The following is a 23,323-nucleotide window of genomic DNA, read 5'->3' on the forward strand; positions in this document are numbered from 1 at the left end:
GCTGAGGCGCCCGCCCGCGCGGTCGTCTCGCGTCGGATCACGGAAGGATCTCCGGTGTCGAGCAGCTCACCGTCCAACATGTCAGTCACCGCGGTCTCCGGCCGGGCACTGCTGGTGGCCGCCGACCCGTCCGCGAGCCTGGCCGCGCTCGGCCCCGTCTTCGACGACCTGGTCGTCGCCGAGGTCGACCACCTCGCCGAGGAGCTCGCGGAGCTCGGGTCGTCGGGCGTCGTGGTGGTCGACGGACCGCTCGGCGAGTCAGTCACCGACGCCATCGTCCAGCACGTCGCCACCTGCCCCGGCAGCCGCCTCGCGCTCGGTGTCTCCCGCCAGCTGACCTCGCTCGACGGGACCGAGCTCGCCGGCCTGCGCATCGTGGGCGGTGGCCGGCTCGGTGACCTGCCGGTCACCTGGTGGGCCGCCGCCGACGCACCGCCCGCCGCGGCGGCGCCGCCGGCCGAGGCGTCCGCCCCGGCGCGCCTGCGCGGTCCGGCGGAGTCCGACGACGCGTTCGCCGCCCACGCCCACCTCCTGCGCGCCAACCTGGAGCTCGCGACGCCGGCGGACGACCGCACCGGCGACGCGCAGCCGGGTGGACCGGCACCCGCAGGCACCGTCACGCCGTTCTTCAACGCCGAGGGCGCGGCCGGAGCCGCCGTCGCCTCCCCGCCCGGCGAGTCGCCCAGCCGGCGGACGATGCTGGGCTACCGGCTCCCGCTGCTGCTGGTGTTCCTGGCGATCGGGGTCGCGCTCGGCGTCTCGCTCAGCCAGCTCTGGGAGGGCGACGTCCAGGCCGCCGCGACGCTGCTGCTGCTCGTCGCCGTCGCGCTGCTGCTGGCCTGGGGCGTGCGCGCGATCCGGGGCCTGACCGTGCAGCTGCAGGGCCACGCCGACCACTCCGCGCGTCTCGGCGACGAGCTGGACCGGGGCATGCGCCAGCTCACCAAGCGAGCCCAGGCCAACGACGTCCGCACCGTGCGGATGCGCGACTCCCTCCGCGAGATCGAGGCCCGCCTCGCGGTCGTCAGCAGCGCCAGCGCGAGCGCGAACGCCGCCCGAGCCCGGCTCGCCGCCGCGGACGCCGCCACCGACGACGAGTGAGCGCCTGACGGCGCGGCCGGCTCAGAGGCGCTCGACGTTCTCCCCGGCGGTGACGCCGCGCAGGTCGAAGAGGCACCGGGCCTTGTCGGCGATCGCGTCGACGTCGAAGTCGCGGTGCTGCTGGAGCAGGACGGTGATGTCGGCCTCCGCCGCGGCGAGGGCCGGGTCGTCGGCGCGGTTCGTGCCCTCGACCAGCCACTGCGCGACGTGCGGGTCGGCGTAGGAGACCTCGGCGCCCATCGAGAGCAGCAGGCGGGCCAGCGGGATCGCCGGAGACTCGCGCTGGTCGGCGATGTCGGGCTTGTAGGTCACGCCGAGCAGCAGGATCTTCGCGCCCTTGACCGGCAGGCTGCGCTCGTTGAGCAGCGACTGGATGCGCTGGGCGACGTAGCGCGGCATGCCGGAGTTGATCTCCTGGGCGAGCTCCACGAAGCGGAACGGGTAGCCGAGCTGCTCCTGGACGCGGTGGGAGAGGTAGTTGGGGTCGATCGGGATGCAGTGCCCGCCGACGCCGGGGCCGGGGTAGAACGCCTGGAAGCCGAACGGCTTGGTGCGGGCCAGCCGGATCACGTCCCAGAAGTCGATCGAGAGCTCGTGGGAGAAGCGGGCCATCTCGTTGACCAGCGCGATGTTGACCTGGCGGTAGGTGTTCTCCAGCAGCTTGGACATCTCCGCCTCGCGGGTGCCCTTGGCCACGACGACGGTCTCCGCGAGCCGGCCGTAGAACTCCGCCGCCCTGCGCGAGCACTCCTCGGTGGCGCCGCCGACCACCTTCGGGGTGTTGTGGATGCCGAAGGTGGGGTTGCCGGGGTCGACACGCTCGGGCGAGAACGCGAGCGCGAGCCCGTCGGGGACGCCGACCCTCAGCCCCGAGCCCTCCTCGAGGATCGGGCCGAGCACCTCCTCGGTCGTGCCGGGGTAGGTGGTGGACTCCAGCACCACCAGGGTGCCGGCCGTCAGGTGCGGCGCGATCGAGCGGGCGGCGGACTTCACCATCGACAGGTCGGGCCCGCCGGCGGGGTCCAGCGGCGTCGGTACGCAGATCACGACGGTCTCGACGCCGGCGACGACGGCCGGGTCGGTGGTCGCGGTGAACCCGCCCGTCACCATCGCGGCGACGTCGGCGTCGCTGAGGTCGTCGATGTGCGACCGGCCCGCGTTGAGGCCGGCCACGGTGCGCTCGGAGGTGTCCAGGCCGGTCACCTGCAGACCGCGGGCGACCGCCAGCTGGGCAAGCGGCACGCCGACATAACCGAGACCGACGACGACTACACTGCTCACTGCTTCGCGCACTCCTTCTTGAGCTCGACCAGTGGAAAGAGTCTCATGCCAGCCCCGGAGCCGGAGCCACGCCCCGAGAGGAACTGCATGCCGTCGCTGGTCCTGCACGTCACCGGTGCCCGCCCGAACTTCCCCAAGGCGGCCCCGGTGCTCGCCGCGCTGGAGAAGCGCGGCGTGCGGCAGCTGCTCGTCCACACCGGCCAGCACTACGACGCCAACATGTCCGAGGTCTTCTTCCGCGACCTCGGCCTGCCCGCCCCCGACCTCAACCTCGGCGTCGGCTCCGGGTCGCACGCGGTGCAGACCGCCGCGATGATGACCGCGCTCGAGGAGACGTTCCTGGCCGAGCGGCCCGACCTGGTCCTCGTGTACGGCGACGTGAACTCCACCGTCGCCGCCGCGCTGGTCGCCGCCAAGCTCGGGATCCGCTGCGCGCACGTCGAGGCCGGCCTGCGCAGCTTCGACTGGTCGATGCCCGAGGAGGTCAACCGGGTGGTCACCGACCGCCTCAGCGACCTGCTCTTCGCCACCAGCGCCGACGCGCTCGTTCACCTCGCCCGCGAGGGCGTCGACCCCGACCGGATGCACTTCGTCGGCAACCCGATGATCGACACGCTGCTGCGGCTGCGCGACCGCTTCGACGGCTCGCGCGTTGTCGCGGAGGTCGGGCTGCCCGACGAGTACGCCGTCGCGACGCTGCACCGGCCGGGCAACGTCGACGACCCCGCCGCGCTCGACCGGCTCGTCGCGGCGCTGCGCGCGACGGCCGACCGGATCGACGTGGTGCTGCCGGTGCACCCGCGCGGCCGGGAGCGGCTCGCGGCCTCGGGCCTCTTCGACCACCCGCGGATGCACGCCACGGAGCCGCTGGGCTACCTCGAGTTCCTCGGCCTGGTCGAGAAGTCACGCCTGGTCGTCACCGACTCCGGCGGCATCCAGGAGGAGACCACGGTGCTGGGCGTCCCCTGCCTGACGCTGCGCCCCAACACCGAGCGCCCGGTGACGATCACCCACGGCACCAACCGGCTGGTCACCCCCGACACGCTCGCCGACCACGTCGACGGGGTGCTCGACGGCACCCTCGCGATCGGCGACCAGGTCCCCCCGCTGTGGGACGGCGCCGCCGGCGAGCGGATCGCCGGGATCGTCGTCGACCAGCTCTGACCCCGAGGCTCACACCAGGCCGAGCACCCGCCCGGCGGCGCGACCGTCGTGGTGGGCGTGCCACTTGGCGTTGAACGCGGCGACCTCGGCGTCGTACCGCTCCCGTAGGGCCGCCCGGTCGCGCAGCGCGTCGACCAGGTCGTCGACGTCGGCGACCTGAGGGCCGACCGCCGTGCTGTCGAAGTCGAGCGGTGGCCGCACGACCTCGAGGTAGTCGTCGTGGTCGGGCACGTGGAAGACGGCCGGCCGACCGGTCAGCGCCCAGTCGAAGCGCAGGTCGGAGTAGTCGAGCACCGCGGCGTCCGCGGCCAGCAGGAGGTCGCTGACGTCGGCGTACGTCGTGACGTCGACGACCCGGCTGCCCCCGGCGTACGGGACGCCCAGCGCCAGCACCACGTGGTCCCGGCCGAGGCCCTCGGCGAGGCGCTGCAGGTCGAGCTCGTCGACGTCCTTGACCCGGGCACGGGTCGCCCGGTCGCGGAAGGCCGGGGCGTAGAGCGACAGGACGGCGTCGTCGGACAGGCCGAGCCGGGCCCGCACCCGGGCACCCGCTGCGGCGCGGTCGGCGTCGACGAGGAGGTCGTAGCGCGGGTGGCCGGTGACCAGCACCTCCGGCAGGTCGAGCTCGGTGCGGTAGATCGCGGCGACGTCCTCGTGGGGGGCGACGGCCGTGTGCCACTGCTGCCGCCGGCGGGCGAGCTCGAGCGCGACGGCCCGCTCGCTGAGCCCGCGCGACCGCCAGAAGGAGCGGCCCACGGCGGCCGCCGGGAAGCCGGCGAACGCCTGCACGACGCGCTGGCCGGGGCTGGGGACGAAGAAGTCCGGCAGGTCGCCGCAGGCGAGCACGGCGCCGGCCGTCGACAGGACGTCGTGCCAGTGCCGGCTGCCGGCCAGCACGGGCGTCGCGCCCTCGGGGACCGCGACGCCGAGGTCGCGCACCGCCCAGTAGCGGGTCACCTCCGGACGGGTGCGCGCGAGCTCACGGTCGAGGGCGAGCAGGCCGGGCGTGCGACCGCCGTCGGAGGTCAGCAGGACCGCACCGGCGCCGACCTCGACGGCGCGGGCCCGGTGGGCGCGCCTGAGTGCCTCCTGACCCGCAGGGGAGCGCTCCTCGTCCGTCAGCGGCCCGGCGATGTCGGCCGCGACCGTCCGGTCGGCCCGCATCCGCAGCGAGAGCCGCAGCTCGTCGGTGCGCTGCGACCCGGGCAGCTGCTCGCCGAGAGCATCGTCGGGCACGGCCTCGATCTCGACGCCGTCGGCGGTGCGCACGATGAGCAGGTAGGGCCCGCTCGGCGCCGCGCCGACCGGTGTGGTCAGGGTGGTGCCGCCGACGGCGTCGAGATCAAGGTCGGTCGCGCGCAGCTCGAGGTGCCGGCCGCGCCACACCGCGCCCCGCAGCTCGGCCTCGGTGATGCCCGGGGCGACGACCTCGGTCACGATCGCCCCCGGTCGCAGCTCCACGTGGCGGATCCGCACCTGCCGGCCGTCGGCGACCGCGCGCACCATGCCGACGTGGTTGACCCGCCAGACCAGCCGACCCGGTCCGGTCGCGCCGTACGGCGCCTCCGGGTCCGGGCCCGGGACCGGCCACAGCAGCGGCTGGGGCGCCAGGCCGGTGCCGGAGACCCGCAGCGCCCAGTCCCCGCGCACGGGCAGGTCGAGCACCACGGTACCGTCCGGTCCCGGTCGGGCCTCCACGGCCTCCTCCGGCGAGACCCGGGCCACGACCTTGGCCGCGGGCGGGAGCTCGCCGTCCAGGCGCAGCGTCATCGGGCCGCCGGTCGGCTCGTCGAGCGCGCCCACCACCAGGGTCGCCGGGAGGAACGCGACCTCGAAGCCACCGGCGGGGTGGAAGCGCGGCTCCAGGCGCCATCGGCGCCCGCCCAGCTCGACGACCTCGTGCCGGGGCTTCGCGGCGAGCGAGGCCTCGACGGCGTCGTGGACCGCCGACTCGCGCACCACGCCCTCCTGCTCGACCCGCACCCGCAGCCGCCACGCGACCGGGTCCGGGCCGGCCGGGGCGAGCGCGGCGAGGTCGAGGATGACGGCGAAGCCGGAGTGCGGGTAGCTCGTGGCCTCGTCGTCGACCCAGGTGTCGATCTCCGGCTCGTGCACCGGCTCCACGGCCAGTGGGCGAGTGGCGCCGGACGCGGGGTCCACCAACCACGCGGCGATGTCGGGAGCCCCTGCCTCCGTCGCCAGGCCCGGCACCAGCGCGTAGCCGGTCACCCGGATCGTCTCGCCGGTGCGGCGCACCGAGCGCAGCGCGGCCCGCAGCGTCGTCTCGGCCGGCGAGAGGATCCACGCCGAGTCCGGCACCAGGGCCACGACATCGGCCGGGAGCTCCGGCACGGCCATCAGGTGCCCGCCGGCGACCCGCACCTGCGGGTCGCGGCCCCGGCCGAACCACTCGTCGGCGGTGGCCAGTGCGTCCCAGTGCTCGCCCGCGCACAGCCACGCCTCGACCAGGCGGTCGTGGCGCACGTGCTCGAGCGCGCGCTCGGTGGCCCGCTCGAGGAACGTGCGGTACGTCGCCGCCAGCGCCGCGCGGTAGTCGTGGTCGCCGCCCAGGGCATGGGTGAGGAACGGCGGGAAGTCGACGTCGAGGCAGCGGCCCACCCACGCGTCGTACGCGATCTCGGAGGCCTCGGCGCGCAGCAGCGCGTGGGCCTCCTCCTTCACCTCGATCCGGTCACGCAGGTTGCGCAGCGTCGCCTTCTGCTGCCCGGTGCTCGTGTGGTCCTCGCGCAGCCGCCAGTTGTAGGTCACCCGGGCGAGCACGTCGAAGCGCTCCGCGCGCACGTACGCCGTCAGCATCGGCACGTGGTCCTCGTAGGCGATCCCGCCCCGGAACCCGCCCACCCGCGTGCGCCAGAACTCGGTCCGGAACATCCGGTTGCACGCGATGATGTCCTGCATCGCGGCGGGGAACTCGTCGATGGTCGTCGCGAGCCGGTCGAACTCGTGGACGGTCTCGCCCCACGCCACGTGGCGGTGCTTGTCGTGCTTCACGCGGCGCGCGGCGCCGACCACGAAGTCCGAGCCCGTGCGCCGCAGCGTCCGCACCATGTGCTCGTAGGCGCGCCGGGGCACGGTGTCGTCGGAGTCGCAGAACGTCACGTACTCGCCGCGAGCCACCTCGAGCGCCCGGTTGCGGGCCGGGCCCTGGCCGGCGTTCTCCTGCCGCAGCACCCGCAGCCGCGGGTCCCGGGCGGCGTACGCCGCCAGCACGGCCGGGCAGCCGTCGGTCGAGCCGTCGTCGACCGCGATCACCTCGAGGTCGGTGAAGGACTGACCCAGGACGCTGTCGAGGCACTCGGGCAGGTACTGCGCGACGTTGTAGACCGGGATGACGACCGTGAGGGTCGGGCGGTCCTCGGCGGCGGCCGGGTCCGCCGCGGACCGGAGCCGGCCGCGGACGCCACGGACGACGGTGCCGAGGCGGCGGGGAGCGGCGGGAGGCATGTCCGCACCGTATCGGCGGGGCGCGTTGTGGCAGACTCGGGCCGCGATGAGAAGCCCCCTCGACGTCCTGCGCCGCCGCCGGCGCGCCGCCGGTGGCGACGAGGCGGATGCTCCCGGGATCGCCGCCGTGAGCGACCAGCGTGCCGCCCGGCTGCTCGCCCTCGCTGTCCGGCCTCTCGAGCGCGGCCACGCGCGGGTGGTGGTGCTCGCTGCCGACCAACCGACCTGGCTGGTCGACGCGGTCCGTGCCGCGAGCCGGAGCCCTCGGGTCACGGTGCTCGATCCGGCCGTCGGACCCGCCGGCCTGCACGTCGAGCTCGCGGCGCGCGGTCCGCTGGACCTCCTCGTCGACCTGACCGAGGACCCGGCCGAGGTGCGGGCCGAACGCGCGCGCGCCACGCTCCTCCACCTGCGTCCCCACGGCGTCCTCGTGGTCGCGGACGCCGCGCGGGGCGGCGGCGCCGAGCTGGTCGCCCAGCTCGACGAGGCGCTGCGGGCGGCGCTCGCTCCCGACCAGGCCGGCCTCGACCACCACCAGCGGTTCTGGGGACGCGCGGTCGACACCGTGACCGTCCGCGACGGCCACGTCGCGATCACCAACCGGCTCCGCGCCTTCGCCCAGCTCCGCGAGGAGCAGGCCGCCGACTACCTGCGGCTGCGCGGCGCGGACGCCGGCGCCGTGCTGGCCGAGCGGCCGGGCACTGTCGTCGACAACCCGGCGCCGATCCTGGCGAGCGAGCACGACGACGCGACGACGTACGCCACCCACTTCGAGGCGCCGCCGATGCAGCTGCGCGAGTACCGCGACGTCGTCTGCTGGCCCGGTCAGGTGGTCACCCAGGGCCACGTGCTGCTGCCCGAGACCTACCGGCACGGCGCCCGGGCCAAGCTCGGCAACCGTTTCCTCGACGATCTGGCCTTCGACTTCGGCCGGCCGTCGACCGACGCGCGACCCGAGGCGCTCGAGGGGACCTACTTCCACCTCGACTCCGAGTTCCGCGGCCACTTCGGGCACGCCCTGACCGAGCAGATCGCCCGGCTGTGGGCCTGGCCGGAGGCCAAGCGCCGCCACCCGGACCTCAAGGCGCTGATGCTGACCAACCGCAAGCGCACCACGGTCGCCGGCTGGGAGCACCGGCTCTACCAGGCCGCCGGCGTCGCGCCCGAGGACCTGGTGCTGGCCGAGCGGCCGGTGCGGGTGGAGCGGCTGCTCGCCGGGACGCCGATGTTCACGCAGCCGGAGTACGTCCACGCCGACATCACCGAGGTCTACCGCCGGATCGGGGACGACCTGGCGGCCGAGGCGCCCGACAAGGCCTACCCCGAGCGGATCTTCTGCTCGCGACGCAACGACAAGCGCTCCTGCCACAACACCCCGGACGTCGAGGCGTTCTTCGCCGAGCGCGGCTTCGAGGTCGTCTACCCCGAGGACCACCCGCTGGCGGAGCAGGTCCAGATGTTCCGCAGCGCGACCGAGCTCGCCGGCTTCGGCGGCAGCGCGATGTTCACGATGGCGTTCGTCCCCGAGCCGAAGCGCGTCTTCCTGGTCTCCTCGGAGAACTACCGGGCCCAGAACGAGGCGCTCATGGCGGCCGTCCTCGGTCACCAGCTCAACGTGGCCTGGTGCCGACCGGACAAGACGCGGGCCGCGGGCTACAAGGGCCGCGAGGCGATGCACTCGCAGTTCACCTTCGACCCCGACCGCGAGGGCCGCTTCCTCGCGGGGCTGCTCGACTGACGTCCGCAGGCCACCGGATACGATCGGCCGGGTCCACCGGCTGAAAAGAGGAGCACGCCCACGTGCGTTCACGGCAACGCGTCGAGCGAGTCCTGGTTCGGGTCGGCAAGGCCACCCCGGTCGCCGTCCGCGGGCCGCTCGGCCGGGCGACGCGCGCGCTGCGCGGACGCTGGTCCGGACCCCGGGTCACGGTCGTGGTCGCGATCAGCGACACCGAGACCCGCCGCGTCGCGCCCTGCCTGATGTCGCTGCGGGCGCAGACGCACCGCAACCTCGACATCGTCGTCGTCCCGTACGCCGCCGCAGCGGGCGCGGTCGCCGCCGCGCGCGAGCAGGCGGCCCAGGACTGGCGGATCCGCATCGAGCCGCCGGTCGCCGACCGGGCCGCTGCCTGGACGGCGGGCGCCGCCCGGGCCAGGTCCGGCTACCTGGTCTTCGCCCAGGGCGGCGACGACTTCCCCTACGGCGCCCTGGAGCGGCTCGCCACGTCGCTGGAGGAGAGCGGCTCCGACATGGCGGTCGGCCGGATCGAGCCGCCGCTGACGCTCCACGCCTCGGTCGACTCGCCGTTCGAGGCCGCGCACCAGACCGAGATCCGCAGCACCACGCTCGCCGAGTCTCCCGTCGCCATCACCGACCTGGCCGTCGGCAACCGGATGCTGAGGCAGGAGTTCTGGGCGTCGTCCGGGCTGGGCTTCGACGCAGCCGACCGGCTCGGCACCGAGTTCGCGCTCGCGACGTACCTGCGCGCCCGCTCCTTCGACCTGCTCAAGGACCCCGCCTACATCCCGACCAACCGGCGCGAGGGCGTCAGCGTCGGCGCGATGCGCGACGTGCTCTCCGAGCTCGACCAGTGGGTCACCGAGCACGCCGCGACCCAGCGCTCGGTCGCCGCGCTCGGCCTGCCCGACGTCCTCGACTGGTGGCTCTGGGGCACCCTCGACGCCGCGATCCAGCCGTTCATCGGCGACGTCGAGCGGGCCACCCCGGAGCAGTGGGATCATCTCCGCGAGCTGGTCACCGAGCTCCTCGACGCCGGCGGCGAGAGCGCGTGGCGCACCCTGCGGGCCGACTCGCGGGTCAAGCTCTGGCTGGTCAGCCACGACCAGCGCGACCGGCTGGAGGAGTACGTCGCCGCCCGGCTCTTCGAGCGGTCCCACCGAGCGACGGAGGTGCGCGACGGCGTCGTCGTCGGCCACCTGCCGTTCTACCGCGACCCGCAGGTCGGGATCCCGGACGACGCGTACGAGATGACGGACAACGAGACCCCCATGTGGGCCGTCGTCCACCGGATCACGTGGCGCGACCCCGAGCGCCTCGAGCTGCACGGGTACGCCCGGATCGAGCACGTCGACCTGTCCGAGGGGTGCGAGGTGCGGGCCTGGCTCGTCGAGCGGGGCACCGGCACCGAGATCGCCCTGCCGGTCGAGCAGCGCGTCGACATCCGCGCCAACCAGTTCGAGGGCTCGCGCCACCAGGACTACGCCGCAGGTGCGTTCACGCTCACCCTGGACACGGCGGCGCTGGCCGCCCGGGCTCTCGAGCGCGGCCGCCAGGCGCGCTGGACCGTCGACGTGGCGGTCACCGCCCGGGGGCTCACCCGCCGCGGTCAGCTCTCCGAGATCGACGACCGCGCCTCCGCCGGCATGATCGAGACCGGGCACCTCGGCGATCGCCTCGTGGCCGGTGCCCGGGTCGGCGTCCGCGGCCGGGTCGCGAGCCGGTTCGCCCTCGTCGCCCGTCCCGACACGCCCCCGGTGCTCGAGGAGGCCACCGTCGCCGGCGGCACCGTCTCCGTCCGGGTGCGTCCCGGCGCGGCGCCGGTCACCGAGCTGCGCGCCGTCGACCAGGTCGGCACCGTGGCGCGGGCCCGGGTCGCCGCCGCGTCGGACTCCGTCGACGCCACGCTGGAGCTGCCCCGCCCGCGGCCGGGCGACCCGGTCCGCCGCTTCCGCCTGGTCGCGGTCGTCGGCGGCTCCGACGTACCCGTCGCGTGGCCCGCGGAGGCGTCGCAGTGGCTGGGCGCCGGCACCGGCGACGTCGTGCTGAGCCGCTCCGAGACCGGCGACGTGGACATCATGGACGCGCTCGGCACCCTCGTGGTCGAGGATGTCGAGCTGACCAGCGACACCCTCGACCTGCGCGCCCGCTGGCTGGGCTCCCCGCCGGCCGGCGCCCGGTTCCGGCTCGTCCGCAAGCAGGTCGAGCTCGACGTCGAGGTCGCGGGCGACGGCCCCGACGGCCTGTTGCTACGCGCCCCGACCCGCTGGGACCCGTGGGGCCTCGGACCGACCCGCCTGCCGGTCGGCAACTACAAGGTGATGGTCGACTTCGGCCCCGGTGGCCGGGCCCACGAGGGGCGGGCGCTGGTCGGCGAGGCGCTGCTCGACCGGCTGCTCGACTTCACCATCGACCACGGCTTCCGGATGCGCGCCGCGCGCACCGGCCGCGAGGCGTGCGTGGTGCTGCTGCCGCCGCTGACCGAGGAGGACCGCGGCCAGCTCGCCCAGGCGAGGCTCCAGGAGTGGTACCGCACCTGCGACCTGCCGATCGACGGCACGGCCGTCTACCTGCAGTCCTACGCCGGCGCCACCGCGACCGACAGCCAGCTGGCCATCCACCACGAGCTGCGGCGCACCCGGCCGGACCTGACGCTCTACTGGGGCATCGCCGACGCGGCGTCGACCGTGCCCGAGGGCGGCGTACCGGTCCTCATGCACTCGGCCGAGTGGTACCGCCTGCTCGCCACGGCCCGCTACCTCTGCTTCAACATCGACCCGGACCGGTGGTTCTCCCGCCGTGAGGGCCAGCAGGTCCTGCAGACCTTCCACGGCTACCCGGCGAAGTCGATGGGCATCCGGATGTGGCAGGCGAAGGGCTACACGCCGAAGCGGATCGACCTCGAGCTGGTGCGCACCTCCCACGACTGGTCGACGATCCTCACCCCGGCGCCGGAGATGGACGAGCACTACCGGCGCGAGTACCGCTACGACGGTCCGATCCTCAACGAGGGCTACCCCCGCGACGACCTGCTGGTCTCCCCGGAGGCCGAGCAGGTCCGCGCCGACACCCGCAGGCGGCTCGGGATCGCCGCGCATCAGAAGGTCGTGCTCTACGCCCCGACCTGGCGCGACGACCTGGCCACCAACTGGCGCCGCGCCGAGGTCGTGCACCACCTCGACGTGGTCGCCGCGAGCCGCAGGCTCGGCCCGGAGTACGTCCTCCTCATGCGAGGGCACCGCTTCCACGGACCGAGCGAGGAGCTCGAGGGCGGCGCGCAGCTCATCGACGTCACCGACTACCCCGAGATCAACCATCTGATCCTGGCCTCGGACGCGGCGGTGCTCGACTACTCCTCGCTGCGCTTCGACTTCGCCCTGACGGGGCGGCCGATGCTCTTCCTGGTGCCCGACCTGGCGACCTACACCGGCGGCGTGCGCGGCTTCCTCTACCCCTTCGAGGAGTCCGCCCCCGGCCCGCTGCTCGACACCGCGGACGAGGTGATCGCCCGGCTGCGCGACCTCGACGGGCTGTCGGAGGAGTACGCCGGCGCGCAGGCCGCCTTCCACCAGCGGTTCAACTACCTCCAGGACGGCCGGTCCGCCGAGAAGGTCGTCGCGGCGTTCTTCAGCTGACCGACGTCCGGTGCACCACCCACACGTTGGGCTCGACGTACGTCGCGACGCCGTGCTCGAGGTCGCAGTGGACCGGTGCCAGCGCCTTCGGCACGACGACCGAGCCGGTGCGGTCGAACGGCAGGCCGGTCCACTCGCGCCACTCGTCCAGGGTGCCCGGAATGGTCATCGAGCGCGGGGCGACCTTCTCGATCCGACCACCCGCGCGCACGTGCACGCGCAGCCACGGGTCGACGGGCAGCCCGTCGTCCCGCACCCGGAAGGCATAGGACGACATCGGCTCGTGCGGGTCCGTCTTCCCGTTCGGGCGGACCGGCGCGACCAGTCGGGCGAAACCCCGCCGGCCGGCGTTCTCGCGCATCGCCGCGAGCATCTGCCCGGAGAGGCCGGTGCCCTGCAGGTCGGGCCGGACCGCGATCTCGACCGCGGAGACGGCGTCGGGCTCCTCGCCGCGGAGGCTGGCCAGCAGCCCGCTGCGGATCACGAAGTCCCACCCGTTGACCGGCAGCGGATCGTCGCCGAGCACGAACGGGATGGAGTAGGCGCACGCGACGACCTCGCCGCCGTCGTCCTGGGCGATCAGCACGTAGTCGGCGAACCGCGCCTCGACGTTGTTGTAGAACAGCCCGCCGATCGGGTCGTGGCGCATGAACTCCGGCCACGAGTTGGGCATGGCCCACATCGACCCCACGAGGTCGGGGCGGTCGGCGAGGACGGAGATCGCGAGCGGCACCCGAGCATCGTGCCGGGTGCCGACCGTCCGGGTCGCTCTATTTTCGCTGCCGCCGGTGTCAGGAGAGGCTGTCGGCGTCGCCGAGCTGGAGGGCCTCCATGGGGTCGAGGCGGCGCAGGTCGACGACGTGGCCGGTGCCGCTGGAGACCAGGGTCTCGAGGGAGGCCTTCGCGACCGCCGCCGACTCGAGCAGCGAGTCGGCCGGCTCGTCGCCGAACGCCTTGGTGCGCATCGGGGTGCCGGTGCGCTCGGGGTTGATGCAGTTGACCCGGATGCCGTCGGCGGCCCACTCGTCCGCGAGCGCCTGGGTCAGGTTGACGGTCGCCGCCTTCGCCGAGGAGTAGAGGCTGTAGCCGCTGCGGCCACGGGTGTAGGAGCTCGACGTGAAGAGCAGCATGCTGCCACCGCTGGCGCGCAGCAGCGGGTGGAAGATCTGGGCGATGAGCACCGGCGCGATGTAGTTGATCTCGGTCGCGCTCCAGATCGTCTCGTCGGAGGTGTCGACGAGGCTGCCGATCGGGAGGACCCCGGCGGTGTTGACGACGAAGTCGACCGAGCCGAAGCGCTCGACCGCGTCGCGGGCCGCGGTGGTCACGTCCTCACGGCGCTGGACGTGCGTCTGGGTCGTCGACCGGCTGTACGACGCGACGTTGGCGCCGTACGACGCGGCGAGCTCGGCGATGTCGGCGCCGATGCCGTAGCTGCCCCCGAAGACCACGACCGTCTTGCCCGACAGCGCGGCGCGCATCGCGTCGTCGCTGCGCACAGCGGGCGCGTCGTTGCCGGTGAGCTGGAAGAGCTTGTCGGCGAGGTAGATGTCGATCGGCTCGGTGACCTTCATGTTCCGCTCGTCGCCCGGCACGACCCAGATCGGGACGTCGGGCTGGTAGCGCAGCACCACGGTGCAGTCGTCCGTCGCCTCGAACGCCGGGTCCTGGCGCGCGATCCGGTAGGCGTCGCGGATCGTGCTGAGCCGGAAGGCCTGCGGGGTCTGGCCGCGGCGCAGGTTGGCGCGGGGCGGGATGTCGCGGATCGTGTTGTCCGGGCCGACCTCGATGATCGTGTCGGCGGAAGGGATGGCGACGTCGACCGCGGCGTACTCGTCGAGCGCGGCGAAGCAGTCGGTGATGATCCGCGCGCTGACCAACGGGCGGACCGCGTCGTGCAGCAGCACCTTGCAGTCCTCGTCGCCCAGAGCGTCGAGCGCGCGCTGCGTGGTGTCGTTGCGGGTCCCGGCGCCCTCGAGGATCTGGGTGACCTTCGCGTAGCCCCCGTCGCGCACCATCTTGTGCACCGCGTCGAGGTGGCCGGGCGCCATCATCACGACGATCTCGTCGACGTCCGCGTGCCGGTCGAGGATCGCGAGCGTGTGCTCCATGATCGAGTGCCCGGCGATCTTGATGAGCTGCTTGGGGACACCGAGCCCGACTCGGACGCCGACACCTCCGGCGAGCAGCACGGCCACGTTCTTCATCGGGTCCTCATCACATCTCGGGTCGCGGACAACCGAGGTAGTTTCCCACAGCGCGGGTCCTGCACCCGCCTCGGCTAGGCTGGCGCGCGCCGGGCACTGAGAGCGAAGGACCGAAGTTTCGATGGGGAGCGTCAACGCGGACGGTGCACGTCTGCTGGGGCTGGTCCACGACGAGATCGCCCAGCTCGGTCTCACCGACACCGCGCTCGTGGCCGCGCTCGAGGAGCAGGTCGCGAGGACCGTCGCCGAGGTGTTCCCGCACGACCGGTCGACGACCGACGGCGACCTCGTGCTCACCGACGAGGAGGCCGGCCGCGTCGCGCTCGCCGTGATGACCGCCGCCGCGTCCCTGGGCACGGCCCCGGCCGCCGGCACGCCGACCGGCCCGCTCGCCGCCGACCTGACCACCGGCGAGCTCCTGCGCGCCGCTCTCGGGGCGAGGCCGCGTGGCTGAGACGACCGCGCCCTTCGCCGACGGCACCCGGGTGCTGCACATCGGCCCGCACAAGACCGGCACGACCGGCCTCCAGCGCGCCTTCTGGGCCAGCCGCGACCTGCTCGCCGAGCACGGGGTGCTGTGGGCGGGCGGCACCGCCCACCCGATGGCGGCCGCGATCGCCGGCGCGACCGGAGGCCAGATCGCGACCGCGCGGCCGGGCTCCGGCGAGCACCGCTGGCTCGACCTGCTGGCGGAGCTCGACGCCAGCACGGCGCGGGTCTCGGTGCTGAGCAGCGAGTTCTTCTCCGACGCCCCCGCCGAGCGGATCCCGCAGATCATCGGGCAGCTCGGCGCCGACCGCACCCAGGTCGTCGTGACGCTGCGCCCGCTGACCCGGATCCTGGCCTCCCAGTGGCAGCAGTACATGCAGAACCAGCCCCAGGTCCGCTACGGCGACAACCCGAGCTACGAGGGCTGGCTCGACATCGTGCTCAACGACCCCGAGCAGACCGCGATCACCCCGACCTTCTGGCGGCGGCACCGCCACGACCGGCTGATCCAGCGCTGGGTCGAGCAGGTCGGCGCCGACCGGCTGTCGGTCGTGGTCGTCGACGACGCGCACCCGCGCGGGGTGCTCGCGTCGTTCGAGCGCCTGCTCGGGCTGCCCGACGGGCTGGTCCGCGAGCCCGAGGCCACCGCCAACCGCTCGCTCACCCTCCCTGAGGTGGCGATGGTGCGCGGCTTCAACGCCGGGTGGATCGAGCGCGGCTGGTCCGACGCCGACTACACGCGGTTCGTCCGCTTCTCCTCCGTGCGGCACCTGATGGAGCGCACGCCGCTGCCGGACGAGCCGAAGATCAAGACCCCGCAGTGGGCCGTCGACCGGGCCAACGAGATCGGCGCCGAGATGGTGGCCGCGATCAGCGACCTCGGGGTCCGCGTCGACGGCGACCTGGCGCTGCTGCACACCGCCGTACCGCGCGGGGTCGGGGACAACCCGGTCGAGGTCGCGGTGCCCGCCGACGCCGTCGCCCGCTTCACGGCCGGACTCGTCAAGGTCGTCGCGACCACCCCGGCGCGCGGCGCGGTCGACACGCGCCGGCTGGGGCCGATCGAGACCGCCGTTCGCGAGGACAAGATCCGCCGCGGCGTGCGCGACGAGCCCGCCCACGGCCCGGTGCCGCCGGCGGAGCGGCCGGTCGCGGAGCTGAGCCGGGGCGCGCTGCTGCGGCTCGCGCTGGGGCGGGTACGCCGCCGGCTGCGCCGCGGCCGCTGATCGCCGGCGCGTCGTCACCCGGGCGCTTCATCAAGGGATGAAGGCGGAGTCGCGCCTCCCTCGCCGAGCTCGGCCGGGGGAGCGGGGTTTCATCAAGGGATGAGGGCGAAGCAACCCGGCATCCGCGTCGCTTCACCTTCATCCCTTGATGAAACGTCGCCGGCGTCCCGACACCCGCGCCGACGCACGCGCAGATGTGACTCACGGCACGCCGCCGTCCCGTGTGTACGCACCTCCGCGCGGCGTACCCTCACAGCGTCAGCAACACAACGTCCGGTACCCACACCGGCTCGCCCCGCCGCGGCAGGGGGAGTGGTCGGAGGGACTGGAACGAAAGGTTCTTTCATGACGCGTGACTCCCGGCAGCCACGGCTGCGCGTGGGTGTGGTCGGCGCTGGACGCGTCGGTGCCGTCCTCGCGGCCGCTCTGCGCGCCGCCGGCCACGACGTGGTCGCCGCCGCGGGCGAGTCCGACGCCTCCCGGCGCCGGATCGCCGACCTGCTCCCCGGCGTGCCCACCCTCAAGCCGACCGCGGTCGCCCGCGGGTGCGACCTGCTGCTGCTGACCGTCCCCGACGACATGCTGGCCAACGTCGTCACCACGCTCAGCGATGCGGGCGCGCTGCGCCCCGGGCAGTACGTCGTGCACACCTCGGGCCGGCACGGCCTCCAGGTGCTCGCCCCTGCCACGGCCGTCGGCGCGCGGGTCGCGGCGATGCACCCGGCGATGACGTTCACCGGCACCGCGATCGACCTCGACCGCCTGGCGGGCTGTGTCTTCGGCCTGACCGCCGGCGAGGGTGAGCGCGACCTCGTTGCCGGCCTCGTCGCCGACCTCGGCGGCCGCCCGATGTGGGTGCCCGAGGAGATGCGCACGCTCTACCACGCCGGCCTCGCCCACGGTGCCAACCACCTCGTCACGCTCGTGACCCAGGCGATGGAGCTGCTCGCCGCGGCCGGCGCCGACGACCCCGCCGGCACCCTGCGCCCCCTGCTGACCGCCGCCCTCGACAACGCGCTCGAGCACGGCGACGCCGCCCTCACCGGCCCGATCGTGCGCGGGGATCTCAACACCGTCCGCGCGCACCTCGACGAGGTCGTGCGCACCGCACCGCACACGCTGCCGTCGTACGTCGCCCTCGCGCGCAGCACCCTGGCCCGCGCCGTGACCGACGGCCGGGTGCTGCCGATCCGCGCCGCCGCCATCGAGCGGGCGCTCGCGGCCGCCGAGCGCGTGGTCGCCTCGCCCACCGAGGTGCGCCGCCGATGAGCGCCGTCCCCGACGTCGCCGGCACCCGCTCCGAGCTGGCGACGCGGCTCGACGACGCCCGCGCCGCCGGCCGTCGGATCGCGCTGGTGCCGACGATGGGCGCCCTCCACGAGGGCCACGCGAGCCTGCTCCGCACCGCCCGGGAGCGGGTGGGTGACGGGCTGGTCGTCGTGTCGGTCTTCGTCAACCCGCTCCAGTTCGGGGCCGGGGAGGACCTCGACCGCTACCCCCGCACCCTCGCCGAGGACCTCGAGGTCTGCGGCCGCGAGGGCGTCGACCTCGTGTTCGCGCCGACCGTGGAGGAGATGTACCCGGACGGGGAGCCCCAGGTGAGCGTGAAGCCGGGGCCGCTCGGCAAGGTGCTCGAGGGCAAGACGCGCCCGGGCCACTTCCGCGGCGTCCTGACGGTCGTCGCGAAGCTCCTCGGGCTGGTCCGGCCCGACGTCGCGGTCTTCGGCCAGAAGGACTACCAGCAGCTCACGCTGATCCGCCGGATGGTGGCCGACCTCGACCTCGGCGTCGAGATCGTCGGCGCCGAGACGGTCCGCGAGCCCGACGGGCTCGCGCTCTCCAGCCGCAACCGCTACCTCGACCCCGACGAGCGCAACGCCGCCGTGGCCCTGAGCCGGGCCCTCCGAGCGGCGCAGGACAACGCCGCGTACGGGCTCGACGTCGCGCTCCGTGAAGCGCGCACCGAGCTGCGCGAGCACCTCGTCGACCTCGACTACCTGGTGGTGACCGACCCCGGCCTCGGCGAGCTGCCGGCCTGCCCCCCGCCCGGGACCCCGGCCCGCATCCTCGTGGCCGCCCGGGTCGGCACGACCCGGCTCATCGACAACCTGCCGCTCGTCCTCGGGCGGCCCACCGGCACCCACGCGACAGAAGGGGAGTCCTGATGCTCCGCACGATGATGAAGAGCAAGATCCACCGGGCGACGGTCACCCAGGCCGACCTCCACTACGTCGGCTCGGTGACGGTCGACGAGGACCTCCTCGATGCCGCCGACCTCCTGCCCGGCGAGCTCGTGCACATCGTCGACGTCACCAACGGCGCCCGGCTGGAGACCTACACGATCGCCGGCGAGCGCGGCTCCGGGTTGATCGGGATCAACGGCGCCGCGGCCCGGCTCGTGCACCCCGGCGACATCGTGATCCTGATCGGCTACGGGCAGATGGAGACCGTCGAGGCGCGCGCGCACCAGCCGCACGTGGTGTTCGTCGACGCGGGCAACAAGATCGTCGCGACCGGCGTCGACCCCGCCGAGGTGCCGGCGGCGGGAGCGGACACCGGGCTGGTGCGCGGCGACCACTTGGTCGGGCGCTAGCCTTCGTCAGTGGCCGCATCCGCCCGGGACCTCGATGCGCCGGTACGCCGGCTGCCTGGTCGCCTGCTCGCGCCCGAGCCGGGGTGGACGACGACGGCCGACGTGGTCGTCGTCGGGTCCGGGATCGCCGGGCTGACGGCCGCGCTGCGGCTGCGTGGCCACGTCGACAAGGTCCTCGTCGTCACCAAGGACGTGCTCGCGGCCGGCTCCACCCAGTGGGCGCAGGGCGGCATCGCCGCCGCGCTCGGGCCGGAGGACACCCCCGAGGAGCACGAGCAGGACACGCTGGTCGCCGGCGCGGGCGCCTGCGACCGCGAGGCCGTCCGGGTGCTGGTCACCGAGGGCCCCGACGCCGTGCGCGAGCTCATCGCGCTCGGCACCGTCTTCGACCACGACCCCGACGGCGAGCTGTCGCTGACCCGCGAGGGCGGCCACCACCGCGACCGGATCGCGCACGCCGGCGGCGACGCGACCGGGGCGGAGATCCAGCGGGCGCTGATCGCCGCGATCGAGCGGGCGCCCGAGATCGAGGTCGTCCAGCACGCGCTCGCCGTCGACCTGCTGCTCGCCGAGGACGGCGGCGTGGCCGGGCTCACCCTGCACGTGATGGGGGAGGGTCAGCGTGACGGCGTCGGCGCGGTGCTGTGCCGGGCCGTGGTGCTCGCCAGCGGCGGGCTGGGCCAGGTGTTCTCGCAGACCACCAACCCCGCCGTCTCGACCGGTGACGGGATGGCGGTCGCGCTCCGCGCCGGCGCGGTGCTGCGCGACCTGGAGTTCGTGCAGTTCCACCCGACGGTGATGTACCTCGGCGCCGACTCACACGGCCAGCAGCCGCTGATCTCCGAGGCGGTGCGCGGTGAGGGTGCCTTCCTCGTGGACTTCGAGGGCCACCGCTTCATGCAGGGGGTGCACGAGCTCGCCGACCTCGCCCCGCGCGACGTGGTCGCGAAGGCGATCATGCGCCGGATGCTGGAGACCGGCCACCCGCACATGTGGCTCGACGCCCGGCACCTGGGCCGGGAGTTCTGGGAGCGGCGCTTCCCCACGATCCTGGCGACGGCCCGCAGCCACGGCGTCGACCCGGTGAGCGAGCTGATCCCGGTCGCTCCGGCCTGCCACTACGCCTCCGGCGGCGTGCTCACCGACCTGTGGGGTCGCAGCAACGTGCCGGGCCTCTACGCCACCGGCGAGGTCGCCTGCTCGGGCGTGCACGGCGCCAACCGGCTCGCGTCCAACTCGCTCCTCGAAGGACTGGTCTTCTCGCGCCGGATCGCGGAGGTGCTCCCCGGTGAGCTGCGCGACCTCCAGCCGCCGGCACCCGACCGGCGCACCGCCGGACTCGTCGCGGGCGGCGTACGCCGGGACCTGCAGGAGGTCATGACCTCGCGGGTCGGCGTGCTCCGCAACGCCACGGGACTCGACGACGCGGCCAGGCTGCTCGACAAGCTGGCCGGCGAGGTCACCGAGTCGGTCGACCAGGAGTCGTGGGAGACCACCAACCTGCTCACGATCAGCTCCGCGCTCACCAGTGCGGCCGCGGTGCGTGAGGAGACGCGCGGCTCCCACTGGCGCGAGGACTTCCCCGAGCGCGACGACGCGCGGTTCGCCGCCCACCTCGACCTCGTCATGGACGCCGGCGACTGCACGCTCGAGCTGGTGCCCGCGGCGCCGACGGACGGAGCGCGATGAGCGTCCTGGTGCTGGTGACCGGGGCCGCGCGCAGCGGCACGAGCACGATGGCCGGTGCCCTGCACCACCTCGGTCTCGACGTGCCCGGCCCCTACCTGCGCGCCAACGCGTCCAACCCCAAGGGGTTCTACGAGTCCCGCTGGGCGGTCCGCTTCCACAACCGGCTGATCGTGCGGGCCGGGATCAACGTGGTCGACGGCCGCCCCGACGCCTTCGACCGCGTGCAGGCCGTCATCGACGGCAAGGCGCGCCGCCAGCTCGCCGGCTACCTGGCCCGGCACGACCGCGCACCGCAGCTGGTCGTCAAGGACCCGCGCACCGTGTGGGCCCAGCAGCTGTGGCGTGACGTCGGGCGCGACGAGGGCCGCGAGGTCCGCTACCTGTCGATGCTGCGCCACCCGGCCGAGGTGGTCAGCAGCCGCACGACGTACTACGCGCGCGGCACCAGCGCCAACGAGATCCGCCAGCAGTCCACGCTGAACCTGATGCGCTGGATCAACACCTCGCTGGTCAGCGAGCGCGAGACCAGGGGCGCCGTGCGCAGCTTCGCCGGGTACGCCGAGCTGCTGCAGGACTGGCGGGGCACGATGGCCCGCGTCGGTGCCGAGCTCGGGCTGCGCTTCGACCCCCCGGTCGACCAGAAGCCGCACCCCGTCGACGACTTCATCGACCCCGGGCTGCGCCGGCACACGCCGTCGTGGGACGGCATGCGGGTGCCCGACGTGCTCCGGTCGATGGCCCAGGAGGTGTGGGACGCCCAGGTCGCGCTGGCCGGCTCCGGCGGCTCCGACGCCGAGGCGTGGGCGACGCTCGACCAGGTCGGCGCGGCCTACCACCGGCTGGTCGACGACGGGCTGCTGCTCTCCCAGGAGACCATCCAGGAGGCCGTGCGGGCCGCCCGCGCGGCCGGCATCCGGCAGGGCCGCCGCGACGCTCGCGCCACGGCCGTCCCACCCCCCGCCGGGCCCGAGGCCCGCCCCGTCGGCGACGTGCGCAGCCGGGAGCTGCTCGGCGTCGTGACGCACCGGCTCATCAACCGCTCGCGTCGATAGGCTCCCCGGGTGAAGACGCTGCTCGACGAGCTGACCGCGGCCGGCCTCGACCCGGACGCCCTGGTGCGCCAGATCGCCGACGCCCTGCTCGAGGACGCACCCGACGGCGACGTCACCAGCGAGGCCACGATCCCGCCCGGCGCACGCGGCACGGCGCTCTTCGCGACCCGTGTGGACGGCGTGGTCGCCGGCCTCGGGGTCGCCGCGCTGGTCTTCCACCACGTGCTCGGCGACGACGTCGAGATCGCCGACCGGCTGCCCGACGGCAGCCGGGTCTCGGCCGGCGACGTCGTGATGCGGGTCAGTGGTCCGACCCGCGGCCTGCTCACGGCCGAGCGCACGGCCCTCAACTACGCCAGCCACCTCTCGGGCATCGCGACCGCCACCGCGGCCTGGGTCGACGCGCTGAGCGGCACCCGCGCCCGGGTGCTCGACACTCGCAAGACGCTGCCGAACTACCGCGCCCTGCAGAAGTACGCCGTGCGCTGCGGCGGCGGCGTCAACCACCGCTTCAGCCTCTCCGACCGCGCGATGGTCAAGGACAACCACGTGGTGGCCGCCGGCGGCGTGGTGCCCGCCTACGAGGCCGTGCGCGCGGCGTACCCCGGCCTGCGCGTCGAGGTGGAGGTGACCGACCTCGACCAGCTGCGCGAGCTGCTGGAGGCGGGGTGCAGCGAGATCCTCCTCGACAACATGGACACCGCGACGATGGCCGAGGCGGTCCGGATCACCGACGGCCGCGCGACGCTGGAGGCCTCCGGCGGGCTCACGATCGAGCGCGCGCGCGAGGTCGCGGAGACCGGCGTCGACTTCATCTCGGTCGGCGCACTCACCCACTCGGTGAAGGTCTTCGACCTCGGCCTGGACCTCCTGGACGACTGATGGCCCTGCTCGCCGCCGACATCGGCAACGCCCACACCGTGCTCGGGCTGATCCGCGACGGCGACGTCACGGCCGACTGGCGGGTCGCCACGGTCGATCGGCACACGGCCGACGAGTGGGCGGTGCTGCTGCGCGGCCTGCTCGGCCCGGCACTCGCCGAGGTCGACGGCATCGTCGTCTGCTCGACCGTCCCGGCCGTCCTGCACGAGTGGCGCGACATGCTGGCCCGGCACTTCGCCGAGCTGCGCAGCCTCGTGGTCGAGCCGGGCGTGCGCACCGGCGTGCCCGTCCTGATGGACAACCCGCGCGAGGTCGGCACCGACCGGATCGTCAACGCCCTGGCTGCGAGCCACGAGTACGGCGGACCCGCGATCGTCGTCGACTTCGGTGGCACCGCCACGACGTTCGACGTGGTGAGCGGCCAGGGTCAGTACGTCGGCGGCGCGATCGCGCCCGGCATCGAGATCTCCCTGGAGGCACTCGGCCGGCGCGGTGCCCAGCTGCGCAAGGTCGAGCTGGCCCGGCCCCGGACGGTGATCGCCAAGAACACCGTCGAGGCGCTGCAGTCGGGGATGGTCTTCGGCGTCGCCAGCCAGGTCGAGGGCATCGTGTCGCGGATGATCGAGGAGCTCGGCGCCGTCCCCGACGACGTCACCGTCGTCGCCACCGGCTACCTCGCGCCGCTCGTTGTCGAGGAGTGCCGGAGCTTCACGCACCACGACCCGTGGCTCACCCTGCGCGGGCTCGAGCTGGTCTACGCGCGCAACGTCTGAGCGGCCCGCTCCTGTAGAGTCGCGCGCG

At 74.1% G+C, this 23,323-nt stretch carries 17 protein-coding genes; 13 read left to right on the plus strand and 4 right to left on the minus strand.

Annotated features, from left to right (window positions below):
• The first annotated feature begins 54 nt into the window (after nt 1-54).
• Nucleotides 55-1,101, plus strand: a complete 1,047-nt coding sequence (locus tag HZF07_RS17685; protein WP_157343464.1) for a hypothetical protein — start codon at nt 55-57, stop codon at nt 1,099-1,101.
• Nucleotides 1,102-1,122: 21 nt separating this feature from the next.
• Here the strand turns inward: HZF07_RS17685 and HZF07_RS17690 are convergent, their stop codons facing one another.
• Entirely contained in the window at nt 1,123-2,382 is a 1,260-nt protein-coding gene (locus HZF07_RS17690) for a nucleotide sugar dehydrogenase (RefSeq protein WP_181645327.1), read from the minus strand.
• An 87-nt stretch (nt 2,383-2,469) separates the two neighbouring features.
• Between HZF07_RS17690 and wecB the strand changes: the two genes are divergently transcribed.
• On the plus strand, nt 2,470-3,546 hold the full coding sequence (gene wecB / locus HZF07_RS17695; protein WP_181645328.1) for a non-hydrolyzing UDP-N-acetylglucosamine 2-epimerase: 1,077 nt from the start codon (nt 2,470-2,472) through the stop codon (nt 3,544-3,546).
• Nucleotides 3,547-3,555: 9 nt separating this feature from the next.
• Here the strand turns inward: wecB and HZF07_RS17700 are convergent, their stop codons facing one another.
• Complete coding sequence (locus HZF07_RS17700) at nt 3,556-7,011, minus strand: bifunctional glycosyltransferase/CDP-glycerol:glycerophosphate glycerophosphotransferase (protein ID WP_157343466.1); 3,456 nt, start codon at nt 7,009-7,011, stop codon at nt 3,556-3,558.
• 46 nt (nt 7,012-7,057) lie between these two features.
• On the opposite strand from HZF07_RS17700, the gene HZF07_RS17705 reads away from it, so the two are divergent.
• Both HZF07_RS17705 and HZF07_RS17710 read left to right on the plus strand, forming a co-directional pair.
• A complete protein-coding gene (locus tag HZF07_RS17705; protein ID WP_157343468.1) occupies nt 7,058-8,749 on the plus strand; it encodes a glycosyltransferase family 61 protein in 1,692 nt (563 codons plus the stop codon).
• A 62-nt stretch (nt 8,750-8,811) separates the two neighbouring features.
• Nucleotides 8,812-12,384: a CDP-glycerol glycerophosphotransferase family protein gene (locus HZF07_RS17710; RefSeq protein WP_157343470.1), complete on the plus strand. Its 3,573-nt coding sequence runs from the start codon at nt 8,812-8,814 to the stop codon at nt 12,382-12,384.
• On the opposite strand, the gene HZF07_RS17715 is transcribed toward HZF07_RS17710, so the two are convergent.
• Both HZF07_RS17715 and HZF07_RS17720 read right to left on the minus strand, forming a co-directional pair.
• Nucleotides 12,377-13,117 carry a GNAT family N-acetyltransferase gene (locus HZF07_RS17715; protein ID WP_181645329.1) on the minus strand — a complete coding sequence of 247 codons (741 nt, stop codon included), beginning with the start codon at nt 13,115-13,117 and terminating at the stop codon, nt 12,377-12,379. The genes HZF07_RS17710 and HZF07_RS17715 overlap by 8 nt on opposite strands.
• A 58-nt stretch (nt 13,118-13,175) precedes the next feature.
• A complete protein-coding gene (locus tag HZF07_RS17720) occupies nt 13,176-14,591 on the minus strand; it encodes a bifunctional cytidylyltransferase/SDR family oxidoreductase (protein WP_157343472.1) in 1,416 nt (471 codons plus the stop codon).
• A 121-nt stretch (nt 14,592-14,712) separates the two neighbouring features.
• Between HZF07_RS17720 and HZF07_RS17725 the strand changes: the two genes are divergently transcribed.
• The 9 genes from HZF07_RS17725 to HZF07_RS17765 all read left to right on the plus strand — a co-directional run bounded on the left by HZF07_RS17725 (nt 14,713) and on the right by HZF07_RS17765 (nt 23,295).
• A complete protein-coding gene (locus HZF07_RS17725; protein WP_157343474.1) occupies nt 14,713-15,045 on the plus strand; it encodes a hypothetical protein in 333 nt (110 codons plus the stop codon).
• The gene (locus tag HZF07_RS17730; RefSeq protein ID WP_157343476.1) at nt 15,038-16,306 is read left to right on the plus strand and encodes a hypothetical protein; all 1,269 of its coding nucleotides are present in this window, start codon (nt 15,038-15,040) and stop codon (nt 16,304-16,306) included. The genes HZF07_RS17725 and HZF07_RS17730 overlap by 8 nt, the downstream gene beginning before the upstream one ends.
• Before the next feature lie 345 nt (nt 16,307-16,651).
• Nucleotides 16,652-17,575: a Rossmann-like and DUF2520 domain-containing protein gene (locus HZF07_RS17735; protein ID WP_157343478.1), complete on the plus strand. Its 924-nt coding sequence runs from the start codon at nt 16,652-16,654 to the stop codon at nt 17,573-17,575.
• Nucleotides 17,572-18,471: a pantoate--beta-alanine ligase gene (gene panC / locus HZF07_RS17740; RefSeq protein WP_157343480.1), complete on the plus strand. Its 900-nt coding sequence runs from the start codon at nt 17,572-17,574 to the stop codon at nt 18,469-18,471. Before HZF07_RS17735 ends, panC begins: the two co-directional genes overlap by 4 nt.
• Nucleotides 18,471-18,899 carry an aspartate 1-decarboxylase gene (gene panD, locus HZF07_RS17745; RefSeq protein ID WP_157343482.1) on the plus strand — a complete coding sequence of 143 codons (429 nt, stop codon included), beginning with the start codon at nt 18,471-18,473 and terminating at the stop codon, nt 18,897-18,899. The genes panC and panD overlap by 1 nt, the downstream gene beginning before the upstream one ends.
• Nucleotides 18,900-18,908: 9 nt before the next feature.
• Complete coding sequence (locus tag HZF07_RS17750) at nt 18,909-20,588, plus strand: L-aspartate oxidase (RefSeq protein WP_309504826.1); 1,680 nt, start codon at nt 18,909-18,911, stop codon at nt 20,586-20,588.
• On the plus strand, nt 20,585-21,640 hold the full coding sequence (locus HZF07_RS17755; RefSeq protein ID WP_157343484.1) for a sulfotransferase family protein: 1,056 nt from the start codon (nt 20,585-20,587) through the stop codon (nt 21,638-21,640). Before HZF07_RS17750 ends, HZF07_RS17755 begins: the two co-directional genes overlap by 4 nt.
• A gap of 9 nt (nt 21,641-21,649) precedes the next feature.
• The gene (gene nadC, locus HZF07_RS17760; protein WP_181645330.1) at nt 21,650-22,522 is read left to right on the plus strand and encodes a carboxylating nicotinate-nucleotide diphosphorylase; all 873 of its coding nucleotides are present in this window, start codon (nt 21,650-21,652) and stop codon (nt 22,520-22,522) included.
• On the plus strand, nt 22,522-23,295 hold the full coding sequence (locus tag HZF07_RS17765; protein WP_157343486.1) for a type III pantothenate kinase: 774 nt from the start codon (nt 22,522-22,524) through the stop codon (nt 23,293-23,295). The genes nadC and HZF07_RS17765 overlap by 1 nt, the downstream gene beginning before the upstream one ends.
• The last annotated feature ends 28 nt before the right edge of the window (nt 23,296-23,323 follow it).

The organism is Nocardioides agri (genome assembly GCF_013778305.1).
Taxonomy (GTDB): Bacteria; Actinomycetota; Actinomycetes; order Propionibacteriales; family Nocardioidaceae; genus Nocardioides; species Nocardioides agri.